The following is a 22,126-nucleotide window of genomic DNA, read 5'->3' on the forward strand; positions in this document are numbered from 1 at the left end:
TATAACATTCAAATTATTGAAAGACAGGTGTGCTATGCCCCATTACACATTATTTATTGATGAATCAGGCTCATTTGGAGCAGAAAAACGCCGAGAATCTTGGATTGTTGGCGGTTTACTTACTTCAATGAAATTTGATGAATTTGAAACAAGTATTAAAAATCCTGTCAAAAAAATCCAAGAAAAATATGGATTGCCTCAGTCTTCTCATTTTCACGCAACTGAAATTCGAGAAAAATATGGCAATGAGGGTCACATTAAAGTTAGAGAAGTTTTTAGCGATTTAATTGATGAACTTGACAATATTAGAGGTGTGAAGAGCTACTTTATTAGCACAATTAATCAAACAAAAATCAGTACTAACAATGCCGAACGAAACTATAGATTGATGCTGTTGGACTTAATTATCCAAGCAGAAAAACTCATAGAGCAAACTGGCGATGATATAAAAAGTTTTGATTTAGTGATTGCTAGTCGTACGATTGACAATGAAAGACAGACTGATTACACCCATATTAATAGCCAAATACTTCACTCTCTACCTTCAGCAATCGAAAGTGATTTAGTTGCCTATGGGCGTTTATATCTACTAGGGGATAACCTAAAAGTACATATAAAGAATGCTAAAAAGAAATGGGGTTTAATTTATGCTGATTTTTTATGCAATTTGACGTATAACAGACGTTTTCCAGAAAACCAAGAAATTTTAAATAACCTTGAAAAAGACAATAAACTCATTTCATATCAAACCTATTCTTCCGCAGAGTTACGCCGAATTTTATCTCACGAAGTCAATCAAAACTATAGCTCTGCTGTATTTGACTGTTTAAGATTATTAGAAAGAAAAAGTAATAATGACGAAGAAGTTCAAAAAATATTAAATCGTATTTTGAAGTCTGCTTTGATTGATTCAGGAACAACAGGGGTGAAAGTAAATTTCGATGCAATTTTAGAAAAAATCTGGCGTGATAGAGTTTATTTTAAGGAATACAAGAAAAAAGCTGATATTCTATTAAAGTTATCTAGTCATATAGATAACTTGCACAATAGCAGTAAGATTAAAAATCTTACAGAATTTCAGTTTAAGCTAAAAAATCTTGTGCTTTTATGTTATAACCATATCGCTGATACTGAGCAAGCCACTAAAATAGTGGCAGAGCAGGAAATTGTTGTTAATAAGCTGATTGCTGACCCAAGTAATTACAGTATGGTATTGGATTTCTATGCTCGTGCTATTGAAGTCTATGTAAATAATTTGCAGTTTGTAGAGGCAAAAGCTCAAGCAAATGCCTATAAACAGATGATTGAGGATTATTTTGACTCTTGGCAATTCATAAATAGTGATATAACTAAAGAGGATTTTTTAAATTCAGATATCACTATTCGAGCGAATAGTGCGTTAATTCGGACTGAAATCCTTACGCTTAGTGACAATAGCCAACAAGCTGATGAAATATTTGAAACACTTCAAACTATACTGAAATATGCTAAAAATCCACAAGATATAAGCCGATTAAAGTCGCAACAGCTAATTTTACTATGTAAACTCAATAAATTGGATGAAGCAATTTCGCTTGCTAAAGCCACATTTGAGCAGGCAAAAATTCAAAATATTGATGTAGGTTTTGATTATTTCTTTTTACTATATGTTGTTAATCAAAAACTACTACAGCATTCAGATGCTGTAGTCATAAAGTACATGAAAGAAGTTATCGAAAATCAAGCAGACTACAAAATTAATTCATCTAAATACCCAATGCCTATTATCTATAGGGAATTGAGTTTATTTAATTATTTTATTAATCATAAAACAGAAGCAAGCAATAATTTGAGACTAAGTAATGAGTCAACATTAAAGATTTTAAATGCTGATTCTGAAACAACTAAATTTCTGAAAGCTATCAATTCTCTACAGGAAAAAGTGATAAATGATAAAAAAGTTAATGCCTTAGATGAAGTCAAAAATCTTAATATAAAAGGTACTATCATTACTAATGATATGAATCCTAAAGAAAGTTTAAGGCTTTTGCGTAATTTTATTACGAGTTAAACTTATTAAACAACAATGTCATTGGAATTGAAAAATGAAACAATTAGAAATTTACTCAGACTATATTATAAATAGCTATAACTTAAAGAAAGGGAAAGTTGGATATTTATCTGTTATCAAGATTGATATCAACTTTATAGATAATACTTTAAAAAACTCAGTCTTTACATTAAGTTTTAAACGTGATGAAGAAGAAAAAATTACCTTAATATTTGGAAAGCTAACCCCTAATCCTTTTGCAATGGAATCAGTTTTCAATCAACAAAATTTTGATTTTGATAAAGCATTGGGTTTTGTAGATTCTGAAGATGCAGAAGGGCTGTATGATTACTTTAATAGCTTAATTGAACATCCAAAACCTACACAGTCTGCAATAGATGACGATGTGCCTTTTTAAGTAAAAAAGGTAGAGAGCTTATTAATTACTTATGACACATCACACAAACTTTGCCAACGCCATAGATATCGTCCATATCTAACTCTGGCTCACCATCAGGACGAAGCGGGTTTACCTTAATCCGCTTTTTCATTTTCTCAATGCGTTTTTCATGGTCAGCTTTGATTTGGGCAATACGCTCAGGACGGCTCAATTCTTCTAATGACTCCCTTTCTGACCAAGTAAAAGGGGTTTGGTTTTCCAGAGCCTTTTTTTCATAGTCCATTGCTTCTTTAAAAGCCTCTGGATGCCGTTCGAGCAGTCCAACCCATTCAATTTTGCGTTGGAAGAAACAAAATGTACAACCACTACGAGTCCGCCATTCATAATAAGATGGCAACCCAACCCCAGAATTTTCAAGGATTTCCATCACCCCTGCTTTATCAATGCCATCTGTGCGAAACGGTAGCTCCACGATAAGATTATCATCACTAGAATCATAGCCTGTGCGGTAAGGCTCATCGGCACGGATAGCGACATAAGAATGGACTTCATCACCGTCATCAAGGAATTTTTGCACCCATTCTTGAAAGGGTTTTAATTTCATTTTAATGGTGCACCAACGAGCTTGAGGTGAAGGCAGATAATCATTATGCTGTTTTAACCAAAAATCAAAGTCCCTATCAGGATTGATATATAGAATTGGCTTGCCTAAATAACCTTCAAGGTAAGAAAGATACTCATAAACTTCCTCAAGCTCCTTACCTGTATCTGTGAAAAAGTAGTCAATATCCAGCTCGGGATAATTATCACGCATATAGATAGCAAGAGCGGCACTGTCTTTACCACCAGACACGCCAAGGACGTGCTTAACTTTTTTCATTGGTCTCACCATTATTTTTATCAAGTAACCATTGGTTCGTCACGATTTTACTAAGCATTTCAGAAAGCACCGCCACTTTACTATCGGTATCTAGCCCGCTAAAGTCTTTACTTTCCAACGTTGTTTGAGCTAGGTCTTTGATAAGTTTGGCATTTTGTGGCACAACGTGGGCACTTTTGGTAAATTTGTCCGCAATCGCAGAAGATTTCAAAATCACTGAAACCTTAAATCTATCCTGCTGAACGTCCATGTCGGTATTAATTTCCGCCTCCAAGAAGTCAAAACTTAGCTTATTTAACTGTTGCATGGCTTTGTGTATATCTTGGTCAATCCAAGATTTTGCAGGCTTATTACCTGCCAGTAAGCCAATAATACCTTCAGATTCTTTCGGTGTACCTTTGTAGGTTCTCAGACGAGTGATGAAGGACTCTAGCTCTGGATTGCCTGTCTTTTTCCACAGCATATTGGCACGATTGTTAATAGCCGTGAACGGGTCATTTTCCTCATCAACTTTGATATTTTTGAACAAGCGTCTATTCAATTCAAAGACCAAGTCAGGATATTTTTGGTGCATTTCCTGTAAGGCGTTAATAATCATCTCAACATTTTCTTCATCAGACGCATTTTTTTCAAAGAATTTCGGCAAATCATCAAATAATAGCTTATTAGGGTCATTCGACTGTTTTAATATATTGCGTAACAGCTTGGTATCTGGCTCAAGTTCATTGGTACGATGTAGCCATTGCGGTAGGCTTAAAAACACGGCTACAAGGGCTTGGGCAATCGGTAATGGCTCATCTTCAATTGGATTGGATAGGATATGGCAAAAATCTTCTTGCAAACGTTGTTTAAGCAAATAAATCCAAGGTTGGGCATTTTTCAAATGTGAAACCTCACGCAACCCCACGCTTTTTGCGGATTTTAATAGATATTCTGCCAGTAGATACTGCAAGCTTGGCTTATATTCTTCTTCGATATAATTTGCTACTTCGGTAAAGCGAGAGAGAATATAGGCAATATATAGGATGTCGCAAAGACCTGCTTTAATACCGTACGGCGGTTGTTGCCAAAGCTGATAGATTTCGTGAGCGGTAACAAGTTCGCCTTGTTTTTTTACCAAAAACTCATCAGTTGCTTGCCAAATTTTGGCAAATGATGAATTTTTATCAGGCTTACTAAAATAATAACTTTCGCCATTATCATCGCTGCGATGAATACCATTTTTTAGCAACACAGATTCATAAATCGCTTTTTCTGGTGGATATTTTTCTATCCCTAGATTTGGCTCTTTACTATTCTCAATCATGCGTTTAACCAGTTCACGAATTGCCCCTTTTGCATTCGGGGATGGAGCGTTGCGATTCACCAATTCGTTATGGCAAATAACCGCATATTCGACTTGGTGGTCGGCGATTTTTGAAGCAAGTGTCGATAAATGAAACGTATTCTGCTTGACAGATTTTTTATCTAATAAGTTGCCTTGCCAATTTGCTCCGTTTAATACATTTTGCAAAACCAGCTTGATATTATCTTCGGTTTCTTGCAAGCGAGCTTCAGTTTCTTGGCGGGCAATCACATCATTCAATAACTGCTGTTCATTAGACAAAATTGCTTTAATCGCCAAACTATCCCGTAAGTATTCAATCAAGGTGCTGTATTTTTCGAGCGTAGTAAAAATTAAATTTGGATATTGCTGTGCCAACATCGGCAATAAATCCAATGCTAGGCGATTTTCCGCTTCATTCGTAGGCAATAACACACAAAAATAGCCCACTAAAGACGCATTGGTCGTTTTTGCCAAATCTGCAATCGAATTTTCAAGATTGTATTGATTAACAGGCAAAATTTTCACTTCCGCCCAACGTAAACTGCCCGTTTCTTGATAATGACGTTTAGCGATAATTGGGTCAAACTGGTCAAGCCCGTCAAGTCGAATGTGCTGAATATTGGGCAAATATTCTTCAATAGTTTTACTTAGATTAAAGTCACTACCTTCATTGAGCCAATATGATTGCTTAAATTTGCTATAAAAAATCAGCGTGGAATCTTCAAGTTCAGTAAGCAGTTGTTTTAATGGTTCATCTGCTAACCCTGTCAGCGACTGCAATAGTGAAAAGGACGCATGAATGCCTGTATCCCCTGCCAACATCGAAATCAATGAAATAATCTTAATCAATGCAATGGCTTGCGGATTGTCACGCACCTGATAACGGCTAATTGCCGACTGGGTAAGTAGCCATTGTTTGGCGTACTCAGACGATAAAATCATACTGCCAAGATTGCTGTCGATATAATCCCAAAATTCATCGGGATGGTACACCTCAAAATCAGTTGTAGGCGTGTATTTAAGGTATTCGCCAAAGCCATGCGGTTCGGCAGACATCAAAAATGAAAAAATACTTCGCTGATTTTGCCCAAAGTTCTTTTTGGACAGTTGGCAAAGCAAAACTGCTACCAATGGATGTAAAGGAAAAACGTTTAATAAAATATCGGTCAGTTTTTCAATCGCTGTGGGCTTATTTTCTGCGATATTTTCTGCCACATCATGCGTGAGTTTAGGCTGTTGATGTTGCTGTAAAAACGTTTCATCTTGAACTTTAATCACCTGTGAAATCAAATGTAGTTGTTCATCAACCGACAAGGTGATAGTACAGTCAATAAACCGCCCTTGGATTTTCATCCATTCGTTATAAATCTCACGGTGAGCTTGGCGGGCATAAGCAGTAAATGACTGGTGTAAAATTCCGACAAAAATCGCTTTACCTTGGCTACGATTGACAAATTCTGCAAGCTGTTGGAAAAAATAAATATCTTTGGCGTGACTACCACGATTGACAGATTCTAAGATTTTACCCATTTCATCAATAAAAATCATCAATCGCTGGTTATTTGCCATGAGTTCCGATAAGTTAGCAAAAATATCGTCATGTGTGGCATCTTTGGGCAAGTCTAAGGCTTGGATAAAAAGGGTTTCTGGACTGGTTGATGAGCCGACTAAGTTGATAATGTGCCAAGGTTCATTTTTCTTATCGAAAAACTGGGTAATCAGCTCTTTATTTTCATCACTTAATTTATCAATCGCTGTTTTTTTAATGACTTTATCAGAACTTGCCAACGACTGTAAAAACAAGGCAAGACTTGATTTTCCTGAACCGAACGCCCCTGTCCATGTAAAAGCACCTTGATTAGCGTTAATCAAGGTAAGCATTTTGACAATCACTTGCTCATACGAAATCGGGCAATAGAAATTTTGAATAATCTCTAATTGGTCGCTGTCTAACGCAATGTTAATCGAACGCTGAAAATATTCATTGCGTGCGATAATGTCATTTAAATAAGTTAAATTCTTTGTTTTTTTCATGAATGGTTTACCAAACGTGATACGATGACCCAATTATCAATAAAACCCACGTCCACAAACTATTTAGCGTTGGTAGTCTTCGGCTTTTAATTTTTTAATAGCGTGTTCTAGTACGTCATCAATAGTCACATTATTTTTTAATTGCAACTGACGAATCCCTGCCGACTGCGTCCAAGTGAGCGGATAATCAGACTGTTCAAGCTGTTCAGCATACTCAATCAGCGTTTCTTCATTGAGCATAAAGACCCGTCCAATCGAACATTCATCGTAAGTCGCCATCTCTAGCGACATAGAACCTGCATCGATATTATGTCGTTGCCAAAAATTCGCCAAACAATAGACAACCGTATTTAGGCTTAAGTTATGCTTCTGCCCACGCATGGCACGGATAACATTTTGCTGAGTGCGAGTAATTAATCCTAGCTCTGCCAAGGGGCTTTCAATCGCACTTTCTGCATCGTCATTGGCTTTGCGTTTTTTTGAGCTATAGGTCAAAATAAAGCAATCAATGTCTTTTTTAATTGTTGAATCAGAGGGCATTTCAAGAGCAGGGCATTTGGCTATAAATTCTTTCAATAGGCGAGCAAATTCATCTTTTGTTAAGTCTGTTTTGGTATTGATATTGAAAAACCAGTAATAAGTGATAAGATTAGGATTCGTCGCCAAAGCCCAGTGCATAAGCCATAGCGTCGTTGGTGATTCCAAATACGGGTCTAAACCTTTGTGATTATCAAAGAACTGTTGTGCGTTGTAAAATTCATTAAGTGCAGGCAGTAAGTTATCTAGCTCTTTGCTACTTTTACTTGTGGTATTGTGATAACTATGTGTTTTATTATTCCGCCATACGAAACCTAAGTAATATGACCAATGTCTCATAGCGTTCAACATATTTTTACCAACTCCGAAATCAGCAATTGCTGACTCTTTGGAAAAAACATTAGCAGTATCGCTACCATGTATGCGGTCATAGACTTTCTTTGACCATCCATAACGGAGAGCAAAAGTATCATGTCCCGACACAACTAGCTTAAAATTAGAATTACTACTATTTGAATCAAAATAACGCATAAATTACCTAATCATTCGATGGCTTTGGTATAATCTTCCAAAGCGAAGTTTACACTATATAACGAATTATTTCTATATTGTCAATCACGCAAATGACTAAAATCGAGAACAAAAATGCACTCTGTTTATTTAGACTATAACGCCTCAACACCCTGCGATGAACGTGTAATAGAAGCGATGAATCCGCATTGGGTAGAATTTGGAAATCCCCATTCAAATCATCTATTTGGAATAAGAAAACAAACCATTATTGCGGATTGTTTGGACGCTTTAAGCGAGATTTATGACTGCTTGCCTGAAGATATCTTGTTTACATCTGGGGCAACTGAAGCAAATAATTTGGCTATTTTTTCAGGGATTAAATTGGCAAAAAGAGAAAATCCCACGGCAAACATTATTTTGACAAGTTATTTAGAGCATAAATCGGTACTTGAACCGCTTAAAGTCATTGCACAACGGGAAAATTTAGAAGTTGTCTATGTCGATATTACGCAAGAAGGCTTTATTGACTTGGCGGATTTTGAGCAGAAAGTGGCGAGTAATCAAGTGTTGTGGGCATCGGTGTGTATGACAAATGGCGAGATTGGCACAAATCAACCGATTTCTAAGATAGCCACAATGTGTCAAGGTCATGGCATTATGTTGCACGTTGATGGTTCACAGGCAGGGTATTGCGATATTCAGTTTGGTGAGCTAGATATTGATTACTTGACAATTTCAGGGCATAAAATCTATGCCCCGACTGGTATTGGCTTACTTATTTCAAAGCATTTACAAAATACTGAGTTTGAGCCGATGATTTATGGTGGTGGTCAGCAAAATGGATTACGTTCAGGGACATTGCCTACGCCTTTGATTTTGGGTTTAACAAAAGCTTGTGAAATTCTTAACAAGATAAAAATAGAAGAAAGAAAGTCCCTAGTTGCTTTAAGGAATTATTTGCTGGATAGTTTGAGTAATGATTTATCTATTAAAGTACACGGTAGTTTAGAAAATCGTCATCCTGGTAATCTACATTTAGCGATTGAGGGTATTGATGCGTTTCAATTGCTAAATAACCTGCAACCTTATGTGGCGTTTTCGTTAGGTTCTGCGTGTAATGGATTAAATCGAGATTATCCTAGATTAATGGATTCTATAGGTGTTTCAAAGCAGGAATTTGAAAGCTCCTTGCGTATCACAGTTGGGCGTATGACGACGAAAGAAGAGATTGAGTTTTCTATAGACAAAATTAAAGATAAATCGCAACTTATACACAAAATCAATCAATCTATTTTAAACATTAAACCCTTTCCTTAAATCCCACACTCACTAAATAAGGCATATACTCTGCCATCTTACCCAAATCCCGCTGTAAATCATGCGAAGTACGGCTGATAAATCCCGACATCGCTTCACCTGCACGAGCAAACTTACTGCCAAAGCCTGTATCATTGGCAAGTAACTTGGCGAACATATCTGCCTGTTTTGGGCTCATCAGATTGACTGTTTTACTGGGTGTGGCTTTGCTAGGATTTTTTATTTTAGTTGATTTAAGTTTTTTTATACTCATCGAAAAATGGGTAAAGCGTCTTCCCAAGCGATACGGTTCTAGGGTAATTTCAAACTCGCCTTGAGCATTGATTTGCTTAATCGCAAAATCTAGCACCCGACGACGAAATTCATTAACCTGCGGATAATCATTTGCTCGACCGAAATAGCCTTTCCAGTCATCAATGGTCATGGCAGGAATTTTGCCCACATCTTGCCATTTTAGCACTAACTCGTAAAGCCTTTTGGTGCTAGAGCCTTTAAAATTGCGGGTTTTTAAATAATCATACTTGGTGTAAGCCTTGCCCGTATTTTGAACGACATGGGTAACCAACTCAGAAAAGTGAATCGTGATATAGCCCATTTGGTCACGCTGTTCGACTTTCTCAACCCAGTCACATTCCATATTGACAGCCGTATAGTTGGAGTGTCTCGGCTTTACCATTAAGGGCGATTTGCTGTCTTCTGTCGAATGGTCATAGTATAGCGTAATGGTGAGTTTTTTATTGGGTAAAGCGTTGGCAAAGTCTTTTAGCACTCGATAGGCGTAATTGATACACACCCGATTGGCATTGGCGTATTCTTTGGCACTAATCAACACTTGGTTGTCATCCGACTTTTGCACATACAATTTGTTAATCGCAAGCGTGATTAAATCATGCTCCGCCATTGTCAAATCATGGCGGGCTTCCACGAGCGTATTGGGTTTGGTGACGATAATTGATGCCTGCTGACCGCAATAAGCATTGAGTTCATACATAGCAAAACCTCCAATTGAACATGGCACTCATTATAAAAATCCCATGTTTTGAAGGCAAAACACCAAATGACGTTAAATGACCTCGGTTACAAAACTGTCTAAAATCTTTTTCTTACGACCTATTCCTATTTAAGTAAGACATAAAAATTACTTAATAAAAGAAAACCAATAATCTGTACATCAATCCCAACAGTTTGCTGGGCAATTTTATCCAAACTGCGAGGCGATACTCACCTATCTGAGAGGCGATTTTGACTACTTTGTACGTTTTTACGCTCTCCAGCCCTTTGGTATCAAGGCTTTCAGACCCCCTATAATCTTTATAATTAGTATAATATAGATAAGCTTTTTTGATAATTTTTGACAAAGAAAACTACGTCGAAATCTCTTCATCCGTATTTTTTGGATTGGGTACATATTCAAAAATGTCCCCCACATTCACTTCCAATGCTTCACAGATTCTATCTATCGTATCAAAATCAATGCGGGTCGTTTGGTCATTGTAAATCTTGTGCATGGTGGATTTACTGATATCAGTCATGCGTATTAAATCGGCAACTTTCAGCCTTCTTTCTGCCAAAAGAACAGGTAAATTACTTTTTATCATAAAAAAACCCTAATTTTTTGCAAAAAGTACTTGTATTGATCTACTTTTTACGTTAAAGTGCTTCTATCGAATAACAAAGTAGTTTTATAAAACTAAAAAGGTTTTCGATATCATCTCATTTTCATTGAATCAGAGGTTATTATGACACAAACCTACCTAACAACAGAAGAACTTTCTGAACGTATCAAATACGACCCACGCACCATCCGCAACACGCTTAAAGACAGCGTGTTATTTGAAGGTGTGCATTATATTCGCCCTTTTGGTGGACGCAAAATTTTGTTCATCTGGGAACAAATTGAGAAAGACATGAAAAAATCTTTCTTAGGCACTATCAACGCCATGACGTTGCAATAAGGGGAGAGTTATGGCTAGTATTCGTACCCGCAAGGGTAGTAACTTTCTTTTCGTGGATTTCGTTTTTATGGGCAAGCGTTGCCGTGAAACCACCAACTTGATTGATACGTCAACCAACCGCAAAAAATTGGCAAAGATTATCGAACGGATGGAAGCCGAAATCACGCTAGGTATTTTTGATTATAAAGCGTATTTCCCAAAAAGCGAAAAAGCCACAGAATTGATGGCTTTGAAAGAACGGGCAGAAACGCTGATGACCGATACCCCGTTATTTGGGGATTTTGCTAAAAATTGGTTTGACGAAAAACAAATCGAATGGCGAGAAAGCTATATCGCCAAGGTTCGTATTATTCTAGAAAAATATTTGCTCAAGCAATTTGGTGAGCGTGCTGTCGTCATGATAACAAGAGCCGATGTGTTAGCCTTCCGTACCTCCCTCGCCAAAGTGACGCACGGAAAGACTAACAACACCTTATCCGCCACCAGAATTAATGCGATTATGATGACGTTGCATATGATACTCGATGAAGCGTCAAAACGCTACCAGTTTGATAATCCCGCTAGGGATATCAAAAACTTGAAATTGGCAAAACGGGATATCATGCCATTTTCATTGAATGAAGTTTGGTTATTTATCAATAACGTGCGAGAAGACTATAAAAACTACTACACGGTACGGTTTTTTACAGGAATGCGAACCAGCGAAATTGACGGCTTGACTTGGGATAATGTTGATTTTGACAAACGCCAAATTTGTGTGCGTCAAGCCCTTGTGGAAGGAAAACTGGGTGAAACCAAAACCCCAGAATCCAACCGTGAAATTGCCATGTCACCGTGGGTATATGACGCACTCCAAGCCCAACATAAAGTAACCTTTGGGCGGTCAAAGTTCGTGTTTTGTGACAATCGTGGCAACCCGTTTGATTATCGTAATGTCAATCGGCGGGTTTGGACACCGACGCTAAAATGCTTGCGACTTAAACATCGCCGTCCTTACGAGACTCGCCATACCGCCGCCACCCTATGGCTTGCCGCAGGTGAATCGCCCGAATGGATTGCACGGCAAATGGGTCACGCCAACACTCTCATGCTGTTTAAAGTGTATAGCCGATATGTGCCGAACATCACACGCCAAGATGGCAGTGCCTTTGAAAAACTGGTCGCTAATAGCCAACCCACGACAGCCGAACCAACAAACCAATAACGCATGGAGAACAATATGAAACCGACTGATATTCAACAACTCATACGACAAATCCAACAGCCCAAATTTTCTCATGAATCCCGTCGTTTAGCCAACGAATTGATTTTGGAATACAACATCACAGAGTATGATGACTTCGCCGACTTACTCGAAGTGGATAGCCATCTCAATGGGCAAAAAGCCGTTCGTTACTGGGTCAATCAGCAGTTGCCCTATATTGACGCTGATGAAACACCTGAAGAACGCTATCGCCAACTGCGTCATCGCTTTCAAGATAAGCTCAAAGACTTGGTGTAAAGGCAAAATTTATCTTTCTATGCCACATTTTTAACCAATAATACCGCCAACTGGGCGGTATTTTTTTTGTTGCTAATAAGCCCATAACTAGCAACAAATGATTACCAATTACCATCGTATTTCTTTGGAATTTTGCTTGCCTAGAAAGACTATACATTAATATAATCTTGAGAGTTTTTTAAATAGAAGAATAGATTTGCCTGCTGTCACACTCTCGACACTAAGACTTAAAAAAAACACTCTACCCCAAGAAATGGTGGGTTGGTATATGATATATCATCAATATACTGTGGGTTATCTAAATCAAGAGCAGTTGGCACAGGCATTAGAACAACTGCTTATTACGCCTTTGAATATCACAGTAGATGAGCAGGGAAGTTGGCTTATTCAGAATAAAATTTTGTTTTATTACTTGCTGTTTAGCCATGAACAACATTCGATTTTACCCAATACTATTGATATAAAACGTTCAAAACGTCCCAGCTATAATAACCGTGAAATTTTTGAAGAATTGATACGCATTATCAAACTTAATAAACAGCATTTACCCGTTAAATCATTACATCTCGCCATTAAAAATCAATTGACCGTAGAAGACTGCAACCATTTATTCAGTAAAAACACCTTTACTGCCAAACATTACTGTCTTTTGATTGATATCTCACTTGCTACCTATAAACGAGCGTCATAACAAATGCCCAATTCACCCGCCAAAAAAGCTGCCCGTAAGCCTGTTTTCAAAATATACACCGCCCAAGAAATGCGACAGCTTATCGACAAAATAGCAGACGAAGAAGGGTTTTCGGCAGAGAAATTGACGAAAAAATTCACAAAAATTACGTCCGCAGATATCGAAATCATGTTGCAAGATTTGACAGCGATTGCCTTACTCGGTCAAGAAGCCCTTACCCAATTTCCCCTGCCACCGTCCACGATTGAGCAGTTGATAGCCCCTGTGAATATCCCATTTTGTAATCAATCATCGTTAAGAGCGATGGAAAAAACGCTCAATAAACAGCCCATTCCCTTACAATTGATTATTTTATTGCATAACCAGACAATGGAAGCCGACATTCGGGGCTGGTTTAAGATGGCTTTTTATCTAACGTTATTGATGAAAAGTCTTGATAAAACAACGTATTACAAAAATATCGCCAACCGCTTTAAGTTGCCATTTTTGCGGGGACTATACCCTGTCCATAGTTGGCTTTGGGATGATTTGCCAAAAATAACGGGCGACAATGACTTGCGTTTTGATGCCTTGGTAACGCTGTTTCACAAACTATCCCAAACTGTCGAAGCTCCGCCCAACAGCAAAGACCCAGATAGGGCAAAACGACAAAAGCGTAATCAAGTGCATCATCTCGCCCTTTATCTTGAACTTATTTCTGGCAAAAAAAATCGTAAAACCGTTGCAAGAGCTATCGAACAATCGCAAACCCCCGAAAATGGCTCATTTAACGGTCGTCCACCTACCTATAGCTTGCCCACCTTTGTGAATAGCCAAGACGATGGTAAGCCGACTGTTCGCTTAATTGAGCCAATCTTTGAAGACACGGCGTTGCAACACCATGAACCTTTTGACAGCGATAACACATTGCAAAATATCAAGGTGACTACATTCTCGGCTATCAAACCCAGTGATCTAACAGAACCCATGATGTTAGAAGAGATGATGGATAATCTTGAGCCAGCGATTGTGAGCAGTGAACAATCCACCGAGCAACTGCTTGAGAATTCTGCTCCCTTACAGATAAAATCATTGACGCTCGCCCAGCATCGTATCAGTGCCAAAGAGCAACATCTCATCACTAGCCCTTCCACCCTAACGCCCGCCAGTTATCGAGCCATTTTTACTCGTTTTGTGTTAGATGCAGATATGTATGCTAAAAATCGCAGTCAGGTTGGTAACAAAACAGACGACAATTTGGATACAGCGAAAACATTAACAAAAAACTGTGCATCCATTTTTTTGCTATCGATGCTCACCGCTGCCCCTGTTAACTGGCTTGCTGAGCCCAATAGGCTTACTGAGTCACCTTTATTTGAGTTTGGCACACGCCACGCTACCTTAAAATTTTCGCTAGGCATTACTCGCCCCAAATATGTCTATCGTCAGCAAAAATATGAAAACCAGTATGATATGATTCAACTGCCGTTACCGCACCAACTGGTGAATTATCTTGTCACGCTTGAAGTCATGCCAACGGCTGATGAATTGCAGGTTTATTTATCACAGGTCAGAAAAGCGTTGGGTCTGACTTATTTATCCAAGCAGCGGGTAGAATCCAGTTTACAAATTATCTTGAAAAACTATATCAAAAGGTGTAATAGCCATGTTGCAGAGTTAATCAGTCGTGTGCCATTAAATCAAGCACCCGCTCTCTATTACAGTAGCCATACCAATGAAGAGTTGGTGGCGTTTTATAAACAGGCGATTGTATGGCTTAATCAAGATAATCATTTTCAAACCGACTATATCAAAAAACGGGAAGATTTTACCACGGGGTCGGGTTTTGCCCTAAAACTTGACTATGTGCGACAGATTCTTGAAGCCACACAAACATGGGTGAAAAAAGCCGAAAATCGCTTTGACTTATTTAACCGTTACAGCGTCTATACTTGGCTTGTTTTTTGCCTGCTGACAGGTGTCAGACCCAATAATGCCATCACCCATATTTATGATATTGACCTAACGGTCGGTTGGCTTGTGATTGACGACAAACCCAATCATCAGCTCAAAAGCCACCGATTGATACCGCTTTGTGATAGCTTGATACGACATCTTACTTATTACCAGTCGTTTTTATCGGAATTTCGCCATTGGCATATCCATCAACCAATTATCGCAGAAAAAATTGAGATACTGTTGTTTGAACTCGAACGAACCGATGACAAAGCCGAGCATCATTTAATCAACTTTATCGAAGAAAACGCCAACAAACTACAGTCTATCAAACGGGGCTATGTTGCCAAGATGCTAGAACCTATCATTGAATTATCACTGTATTGGACACGCCATTTTGTCCGAACCCAACTTGAGAAACGCCAAGTGCCGATGGCTATCATTAATGAAATGATTGGGCACGAACGTTATCTGCAAGAAAGCATTGGTGAATATTCTAGTGTCAGCAAAGCCCAAATCAGACACTATGCAAAGACCTTTAACCAAATAGCGATAGACCTTGGGATCGATGATAGTGAACCGTTTGCCTGCCATATTCAGCAAACATTACGAGCATTACGTTCATGAAATTATCAGCCTTAACCTTTAGCCTGTATTCACAATCGGCTGGGCTCACCGAAATCCCAAAACCAATATCAAGTTTGCAAGCCCTTATTTTTCATGACTTGGCGATGTTGTGGCAGTTTCTGCAATGTCAAAAAAAATACCGAGATAATGGGGAAAAAAGCCAGCAAATCAATAAAAAAGAACTGGCAAAAAAGCAACGAAAAATTGCCAATACCCCGAAAGCTCAACAGCAGTTTGAGCAAAAAGTCAACGAATTAACAGAAATCTACATTGGTTTGAATAAACTGGGTTACAAGGAGTTTATCAAGCGAAGCTATCGGCTGATTGAGCAAAAATATAGCCAAAACGCCACCATTTTTTTAGCCGCCAATCAATTATTAACCGCATTTGTGGATGATAAAAATAAACGCACTCGCCTAAAACATGGCTATTATCCCGCTCCAATCACTATCAAAAATAAGGTCAAACAAAATCCCTATCGCATCAAACCCGACTGGATAAAAAATGGCAAAAAAATCACCCGAGTTGTGCAGACTGTCCTAGCTTATTGGCAAAGCAAGGATTTTTATCATACGGTCAATGATAGCAAGCACAATCAACAAGAAGTCATTGGCTGGCTGGTGTTTTCGGGGATAGTATTTGGCGGTATCAATGACCGCTCCATGTTGGCGGGGTGGCTTGATACCCTACTAAATGGCAATCTCACCGCATTTATAGATTATCGGGTTATTGCCAATGTCCGCTATCAGAGCGAACATTATGGCAATGAGCGAGATAGCACGCTAAAACGCCCAATTATCTATAACTCCCAGCAAATTTGCGTGGATTTAGTCAGTCAAATGTGGCTGTACACGGTACGTCAGATACCGCCCGCTATTCGCCAATCCTTAATGACCAATGATATCGAAGCCTTATTACTGCAAGTGCTAACGCCCGTTCTACCTGAGCATTTAGCAAGCAGTATCACGTTCAAGATGATGCTTGATAATGCCAGCTACTATTGGGAGGTTTTAGACAACGTGAGCATTGACCAGACGCTAGTAGGGGTGCTACAAGGGGCAGAAAAAACCACAGGTTTGCCGATACAGGATTTTGACACCTTATTTTTTGACCAATTTAAAGCGTCTCAGCGAGTTTATGACTTATCAAACTTAGTCCAACCATCCACGGCACCCAAAAAAACTATCAGCGACACCGCTCTAGCGAGCCACGCCAAAATTCGCCATTCCGATTTGATTGCAGAAATTCGCCAAATTTTTCGCAAAAAATATGATAAAAAAAGGTATAAGGCTGAACGATTGACTCAGCAACATAAATTGGCACTGCATATCGAAGATTTAACTCATCTACTGACCACCTTTGACCATATCAGCGAGCAGATTCTCATTGAATGGGTGATTTCGCTGTTGTCTGGCAAAAAACCCATTTTGACAGCGTCTGCTGAAAAATATCTCTCTGCCATCGGCTACGACTGGCTGTATTACACGCTGGGCGAAGATTTACTCAATTGGGATGTGGAAGATTTTGAAACCGTCTATGAGCAAATTTTGGATTTTAAACGCCTTGAATTGGGCAATGAAGCGATACACTATCCTGCGGGGCGGTTACAGCAATTACATCAGTTTGCCCATCAAAAATTTGGTATCGTAAAAGTCGATATTCCCGAAGCCAGTCAGGATAAAAAAGTGCGAGCGGAATGGATTTCTCCAACGCTCTATCACGCCATCTTGCAACAACTACGTCAATGCGTCGATTCACTCGAAGCAGATATGTTGGTATCGCTGTTTATCCTGCTCATGCGGACGGGAATGCGTAAACTTGAATTGTTGGGGCTAAGATACAGTGATATTGAAAACATCGAGCAAGGTCAGCCAGCCATCATCGTTCGCCCGAATCAACATCGTCGCCTAAAAACCGATGTCAGTATTCGTCGTATTCCGCTGAACGTAGTGCTACTACCTGCTGAGCTGACATTTGTGCTGGAATATCTACAGTCAAATCGGGGCAATAATAGTCATCAGTTGGTTTTTACTCTGTCTAGCAGTCATGAGCGACTGCCAAATACCTTGCCCAACCGCTTATTGGACGAAATTTTACAGCGTATTGACCCAAGAGCCACGCATCATACGATTCATGGCTTTCGGCATACTGCCATTAGCAATTTTAGCTTACTGCTCAATGCTGATAGTCAGTTAGCAAGTGCTTTAACAGGGTTTAGCCAGTCGCACATTATGGATATTCGCACAACTCTATTAGGAACAGAAGGCTTTAGCCAGTTCGGTTGGTATCTGGTGGCGGGTTTGGCAGGGCATTTATCACCCGAACGGGGGCTAGAGTATTACAATCACTTTGCGGTCTTGGCAGCGACTTTTGAGCTCACCAAAGCCAATCCGTCTTTTTCAAGGCAATTAATTACTCATTTAACGGGGCGTAGCACACAAAACTTTAAGGATAACGACGTAAAAATGGTGAATAACGAGATTTCGCTATTGGCACTCAGAAAAATGCTGTACCGACACGCCTTGTCAATCAAGCATAGCCCGCCTTTGAACCAATTAACCTTTGGTCATACGGCAATTACCGATAGCTTAAGTGATAGCCCAATGGCGGTGAATGAACTGTTCCGTCGGTATGGTATCAATAAGTTGATAACGCTTCTGAGCGATTTAGAGCAGGGTTTAAACAATATCGAGATTAGCCACAAGCTCAATATCCCCGAGCAGGATGTTCAAACGTTTTATGAGCGAGCCAACGCCATCGCCCGTATTCATACCACCACCACATCCATGCGTAAAAAGTCTGCCACAGGTGAAAGCTTGGCTTATCCGCTGACGGTTTCTCGTTTTGTGCAAAATCCCAATAAGCTATTGCCGTTACTGCTGTCATACGACATTGAGCGAAGAATGCTGCATGAGATGTTAAAAAACGCCAATAAGTTTAGAAATGCTCACCCGCAAGACTGGCAATGGTTTATCACACTCATCACAAGCAAAATCACGATTAACCATGCCACAATTTCGTTCAAAAAAACACCGACAGGGTTAGACGACTTGCAAAGATTTATCGCTATAGCTGAACAGATTTTTACCCTAAAATGGTGTCTGTATGCGTCAGATAGCCCTTTTCCCAATCACGAGAAATATACAGACTTGGCATTTAAACGGGATAAAAGTAAGCCAACGATTTACTTTGGAATTAAAGTGCCTAATCCCATTTACGCTAACTTTCAGGAAGCTAAGTCCAACGCTAGGTCAGAATCTCAGTCACAACAAACTGCTAGCAAGCATAAAGGTAAACGACCCTACAAATTTAAGTTTTCCGCATTACTACGGTTTTTTACCTATATTGTGCTACTACAAGATGACAGTAACTTTAGCGTTGAGACTATTGTTGATATGGGGAAAAGCTGAGTTTGAAATTAACGCTACCAAATCACACATAGCTCAAATAAAAATTAGCTCGTTTTGATGTATTGACAAGGGTTGCGATATTTTGCAGTTCGTTTAACTGCTTACCGCCGTCATTATGACCCACGTCTGATTATTAAGCTGGTTAAATCTGAAAGTCAGTTGGTAGCTGTTGCCAATGTTCAATTAGCAGTTGCTTTTGGCTCTCAACGATAGGTAAATCATTCAGCGTATCTCGCCATGTCGCTCTTGCAATCGCCATCACGTCCTTGAGTTCGGATTGAACCACTCGCCAAGGAATATCCGCTTTTTTTGCCCAATATTCAAAATCGGATAACGCCATCTGATACCAGTTTTTTGACTTGCCAAGATTTAACGCAAGACTGGTTTCGCTAGGTATATAGGCTTTGGTAAACACAATGTCATACGCAGGTGATAGCCTTAGACCAAAACCATCAGGGTAAATTACACTCCAGTTTTTGAGATGAGCATCGCCATTGCCTAATAAAATGTTTACAAGCAATCGTCTTGCCATCTGTTTGACATCTGCAATGCCATTTTCGCTATATTGATAAAGGATTTTGGCGATTTGCTGATAATTACCGCCTTGGTATTTTTCATGGGCATATTTACCAAGAATTTGAGCAAAATCCTCACTATGAATACGCTTTAGACTAGCATTTTCACTTTGCTTTTCACGGTCAAATCGCCGAATGGCATACGCATAAGGTTCATTGGGTAAATTGAGAATGGGCAAATTATCTAACTTGTCTAAACGCACCAGTTCAATATCGGGAATATCAACACCGACCATCTGAGCCAATGTCATCATGCTATATTCATTTTCGGCAACGCTTTGATGCACCACAGACGGTGTTTTAATAATCCAGTCACCTAAATCCGAATCTTTATTAGGATTTGGCAGAGTAAAACGTCCACTTTGGTGTTTCATGGAAAGTTTCATTTGCACACCTGCTAATGAAAAATGCGGATAGTTTGGTGGCAACGTAACAGTCGTAGCATGACCAATATTGGCAGAATCAAAAATATAGCTAGGCACGGCTTCAGGCTCAATACTTTCGGCTACCAACGCCCCAGGCAAATCATGACCTAAATAAGACAATAACTCAAATTCATTATCCTGATGAATTTTTAAACCTTGTGTCAATAGTAATCTTAAAGACCCTTCTGGCAACAAATTGGAAAGTAGCGGATTCAGCCTTTGGCGATTTACCCACTGTTCAGACAAGCGTTTATTCGCATAAGGAAAATCAGGGCGAGTCGTTAAACTAAGCGTAGGGCGGTTATCATCCATGACAAATTCCTGTGCAAAGGTTAGCACATTCTTGCCATTGTCATAACTCGCCAAGTAACCCACCAAACGACCGTGCAAAGTTAATTTCAGTACCCGAACTTTCATGTTTCCGTATCCCCTAATAAGCCTTGCCACGGGTCATCAATTAAGCGTTGAATATCATCTTTTATCGCTTGGTCTTCATTTAAAATAGCCAAAATCTGTCTTTTCTTTTCATTAGGAATAAGCATAAGTTCAGAATTTAAACCTTTAGCAATTAACACTAACGTATCAAGGCGGGGATTACCTTTCGATTCAATTTGCTGATACTGTTGTCGTGATACGCCAATTCGCATCTGCATATCTTTTTGTTTAAGCTTTAGAGCGATTCGACGTTGCTTGATTTGCTCAAGTAAATTCATTAGCGAAAATCCTTGTTATGCTATTTATTGCAATATATTAATTTCTTATCTTCTTATAAGCAATATATATATTGCTTATAATATTAAAAGAAGTTTATATATTGCTTTTAACTTAACATTATTATTTGAAAATATCTAAATTATATTATAAATTTTTTTAAATTTAAAAATTAAAGCAGTAAAAATATAATGAATTATTATTTAATAAATAAAATAAATATAAAATTAAATGAAACCATTTTTTCATTCAGAAATTCTAAAATATATAAAATTCAAGATAGAAAAGTTGTGGTAAAAAATGGCTCATTTTTTGTGCCATAAATCAGAGTTCATTGGAGAAAAATGACGTTAAATTACCTTAAATTCAATTTCAAATAAGTTTCTCTATCTATTGAAAATACATAGTTTGTAGAATAATATAACTTAAGGTCGTTTAACAAAAATTTGCTCCACAGAATTGCCAAGGTCGGGGTCGCGAGTTCGAATCTCGTTTCCCGCTCCAAATTCTAAAAAGCCTAACTTAACAGTTAGGCTTTTTTATTGTCTTAGAAGTCGCCTGTATCAAGGCTTTCACGCTTCTTACTTCTCTTTTTTGCTAAAAATGCTTTGTTAATTTAACTTATCAATTTTTTGCAAAATTTCAGACCGTGACCAAAACGTGACCATTTTGTGACCACGCTTTTTTTACACTTTTTTCAAGTGACCCCGACCGTGAATTTGGATGTTTAATGAAATTCAATATTTTTTTAAGTAAATCCAAGTCGCACATATTTATTGAATAGAACAAAAATCCAATACTAATAAGCCTTCAACTGTCATGTATTAATCTAACATCTTAAGAATATAATTAGGGTGTGTCCTCAATTGGGAATGAAAGTCATGAAAATATACCTTTTTAGAGGTTTTAGTCTTTAGTTGTAGGGAATAAAATTTGACTCTGCACACGACAGAAACACTAAACTAAATTTGGCAAATATTTAGCAGATAAAAACGAAGCAATTGATTGAATATGGCATAATCCCTACTGATAATAAACCGTCTAAAGCCATCAATCAAGCAATCAAGCCCAATAGCGAAAATACTTGCCTGAGGGCGACCATTGGTTTTAGGGCGACGTTTATAATGATTGGGTTTTTCGCTTAGCTTTACTAAACCTGCTTGATATGCCCAACAAAAGGCTAAAGCAGTAATAGCAACAAGTTTACTGACCCTATCTTGTATGGTTAAATGCGTGTCCTCAAGATTAAAGCCACGTCC

General features: G+C 38.6%; 16 protein-coding genes and 1 pseudogene. 9 read left to right on the forward strand and 8 right to left on the reverse strand.

The window, feature by feature from the left end:
* Window positions 1–2,050, forward strand: a 2,050-nt coding sequence (locus MA2_RS09170; RefSeq protein ID WP_218002936.1) for a DUF3800 domain-containing protein, incomplete at its 5' end; no start/stop codon positions are given.
* Window positions 2,051–2,084: 34 nt separating this feature from the next.
* A complete protein-coding gene (locus tag MA2_RS09175) occupies window positions 2,085–2,447 on the forward strand; it encodes a hypothetical protein (RefSeq protein ID WP_067059124.1) in 363 nt (120 codons plus the stop codon).
* Between the two features lie 25 nt (window positions 2,448–2,472).
* Here the strand turns inward: MA2_RS09175 and MA2_RS09180 are convergent, their stop codons facing one another.
* The 3 genes from MA2_RS09180 to MA2_RS09190 all read right to left on the reverse strand — a co-directional run bounded on the left by MA2_RS09180 (window position 2,473) and on the right by MA2_RS09190 (window position 7,738).
* Window positions 2,473–3,309: a phosphoadenosine phosphosulfate reductase family protein gene (locus MA2_RS09180; protein ID WP_067059126.1), complete on the reverse strand. Its 837-nt coding sequence runs from the start codon at window positions 3,307–3,309 to the stop codon at window positions 2,473–2,475.
* Complete coding sequence (locus MA2_RS09185; protein ID WP_067059128.1) at window positions 3,296–6,670, reverse strand: hypothetical protein; 3,375 nt, start codon at window positions 6,668–6,670, stop codon at window positions 3,296–3,298. Before MA2_RS09185 ends, MA2_RS09180 begins: the two co-directional genes overlap by 14 nt.
* 63 nt (window positions 6,671–6,733) lie before the next feature.
* Window positions 6,734–7,738: a DUF4007 family protein gene (locus MA2_RS09190; protein WP_079352081.1), complete on the reverse strand. Its 1,005-nt coding sequence runs from the start codon at window positions 7,736–7,738 to the stop codon at window positions 6,734–6,736.
* 114 nt (window positions 7,739–7,852) lie between these two features.
* On the opposite strand from MA2_RS09190, the gene MA2_RS09195 reads away from it, so the two are divergent.
* On the forward strand, window positions 7,853–9,037 hold the full coding sequence (locus MA2_RS09195; protein ID WP_067059132.1) for a cysteine desulfurase family protein: 1,185 nt from the start codon (window positions 7,853–7,855) through the stop codon (window positions 9,035–9,037).
* On the opposite strand, the gene MA2_RS09200 is transcribed toward MA2_RS09195, so the two are convergent.
* Together MA2_RS09200 and MA2_RS09210 are read right to left on the reverse strand one after the other, a co-directional pair.
* Window positions 9,021–10,028, reverse strand: a complete 1,008-nt coding sequence (locus tag MA2_RS09200; protein WP_067059134.1) for a RepB family plasmid replication initiator protein — start codon at window positions 10,026–10,028, stop codon at window positions 9,021–9,023. The genes MA2_RS09195 and MA2_RS09200 overlap by 17 nt on opposite strands.
* Window positions 10,029–10,401: 373 nt before the next feature.
* The gene (locus tag MA2_RS09210) at window positions 10,402–10,635 is read right to left on the reverse strand and encodes a helix-turn-helix domain-containing protein (protein WP_067059137.1); all 234 of its coding nucleotides are present in this window, start codon (window positions 10,633–10,635) and stop codon (window positions 10,402–10,404) included.
* Window positions 10,636–10,776: 141 nt separating this feature from the next.
* Here MA2_RS09210 and MA2_RS09215 point away from each other — a divergent pair, with 141 nt between their 5' ends.
* The 6 genes from MA2_RS09215 (at window position 10,777) to MA2_RS09240 (ending at window position 19,156) form a co-directional block, all read left to right on the forward strand.
* Window positions 10,777–10,992 (forward strand): hypothetical protein, encoded by a 216-nt coding sequence (locus MA2_RS09215; RefSeq protein WP_067059139.1) that lies wholly within the window; start codon window positions 10,777–10,779, stop codon window positions 10,990–10,992.
* Window positions 10,993–11,002: 10 nt separating this feature from the next.
* Window positions 11,003–12,196 carry an Arm DNA-binding domain-containing protein gene (locus MA2_RS09220; RefSeq protein ID WP_067059141.1) on the forward strand — a complete coding sequence of 398 codons (1,194 nt, stop codon included), beginning with the start codon at window positions 11,003–11,005 and terminating at the stop codon, window positions 12,194–12,196.
* Window positions 12,197–12,211: 15 nt separating this feature from the next.
* Complete coding sequence (locus MA2_RS09225; RefSeq protein WP_079352082.1) at window positions 12,212–12,493, forward strand: hypothetical protein; 282 nt, start codon at window positions 12,212–12,214, stop codon at window positions 12,491–12,493.
* Window positions 12,494–12,689: 196 nt separating this feature from the next.
* Window positions 12,690–13,184, forward strand: a complete 495-nt coding sequence (locus MA2_RS09230) for a hypothetical protein (protein ID WP_143821797.1) — start codon at window positions 12,690–12,692, stop codon at window positions 13,182–13,184.
* A gap of 303 nt (window positions 13,185–13,487) precedes the next feature.
* The gene (locus MA2_RS09235; RefSeq protein ID WP_169795169.1) at window positions 13,488–15,746 is read left to right on the forward strand and encodes a hypothetical protein; all 2,259 of its coding nucleotides are present in this window, start codon (window positions 13,488–13,490) and stop codon (window positions 15,744–15,746) included.
* Entirely contained in the window at window positions 15,743–19,156 is a 3,414-nt protein-coding gene (locus MA2_RS09240; protein WP_067059149.1) for a tyrosine-type recombinase/integrase, read from the forward strand. Before MA2_RS09235 ends, MA2_RS09240 begins: the two co-directional genes overlap by 4 nt.
* A gap of 142 nt (window positions 19,157–19,298) precedes the next feature.
* Here the strand turns inward: MA2_RS09240 and MA2_RS09245 are convergent, their stop codons facing one another.
* The 3 genes and pseudogenes from MA2_RS09245 to MA2_RS11255 form a co-directional block, all read right to left on the reverse strand.
* Window positions 19,299–20,573: a type II toxin-antitoxin system HipA family toxin gene (locus MA2_RS09245; RefSeq protein WP_067059151.1), complete on the reverse strand. Its 1,275-nt coding sequence runs from the start codon at window positions 20,571–20,573 to the stop codon at window positions 19,299–19,301.
* Window positions 20,570–20,869, reverse strand: a complete 300-nt coding sequence (locus MA2_RS09250) for a helix-turn-helix domain-containing protein (protein WP_067059153.1) — start codon at window positions 20,867–20,869, stop codon at window positions 20,570–20,572. The genes MA2_RS09245 and MA2_RS09250 overlap by 4 nt, the downstream gene beginning before the upstream one ends.
* Window positions 20,870–21,829: 960 nt before the next feature.
* Window positions 21,830–22,126: pseudogene (locus tag MA2_RS11255) on the reverse strand (hypothetical protein); the annotation flags it as partial.

Source organism: Moraxella atlantae NBRC 14588 (assembly GCF_001591265.1).
Lineage (GTDB): Bacteria > Pseudomonadota > Gammaproteobacteria > Pseudomonadales > Moraxellaceae > Faucicola > Faucicola atlantae.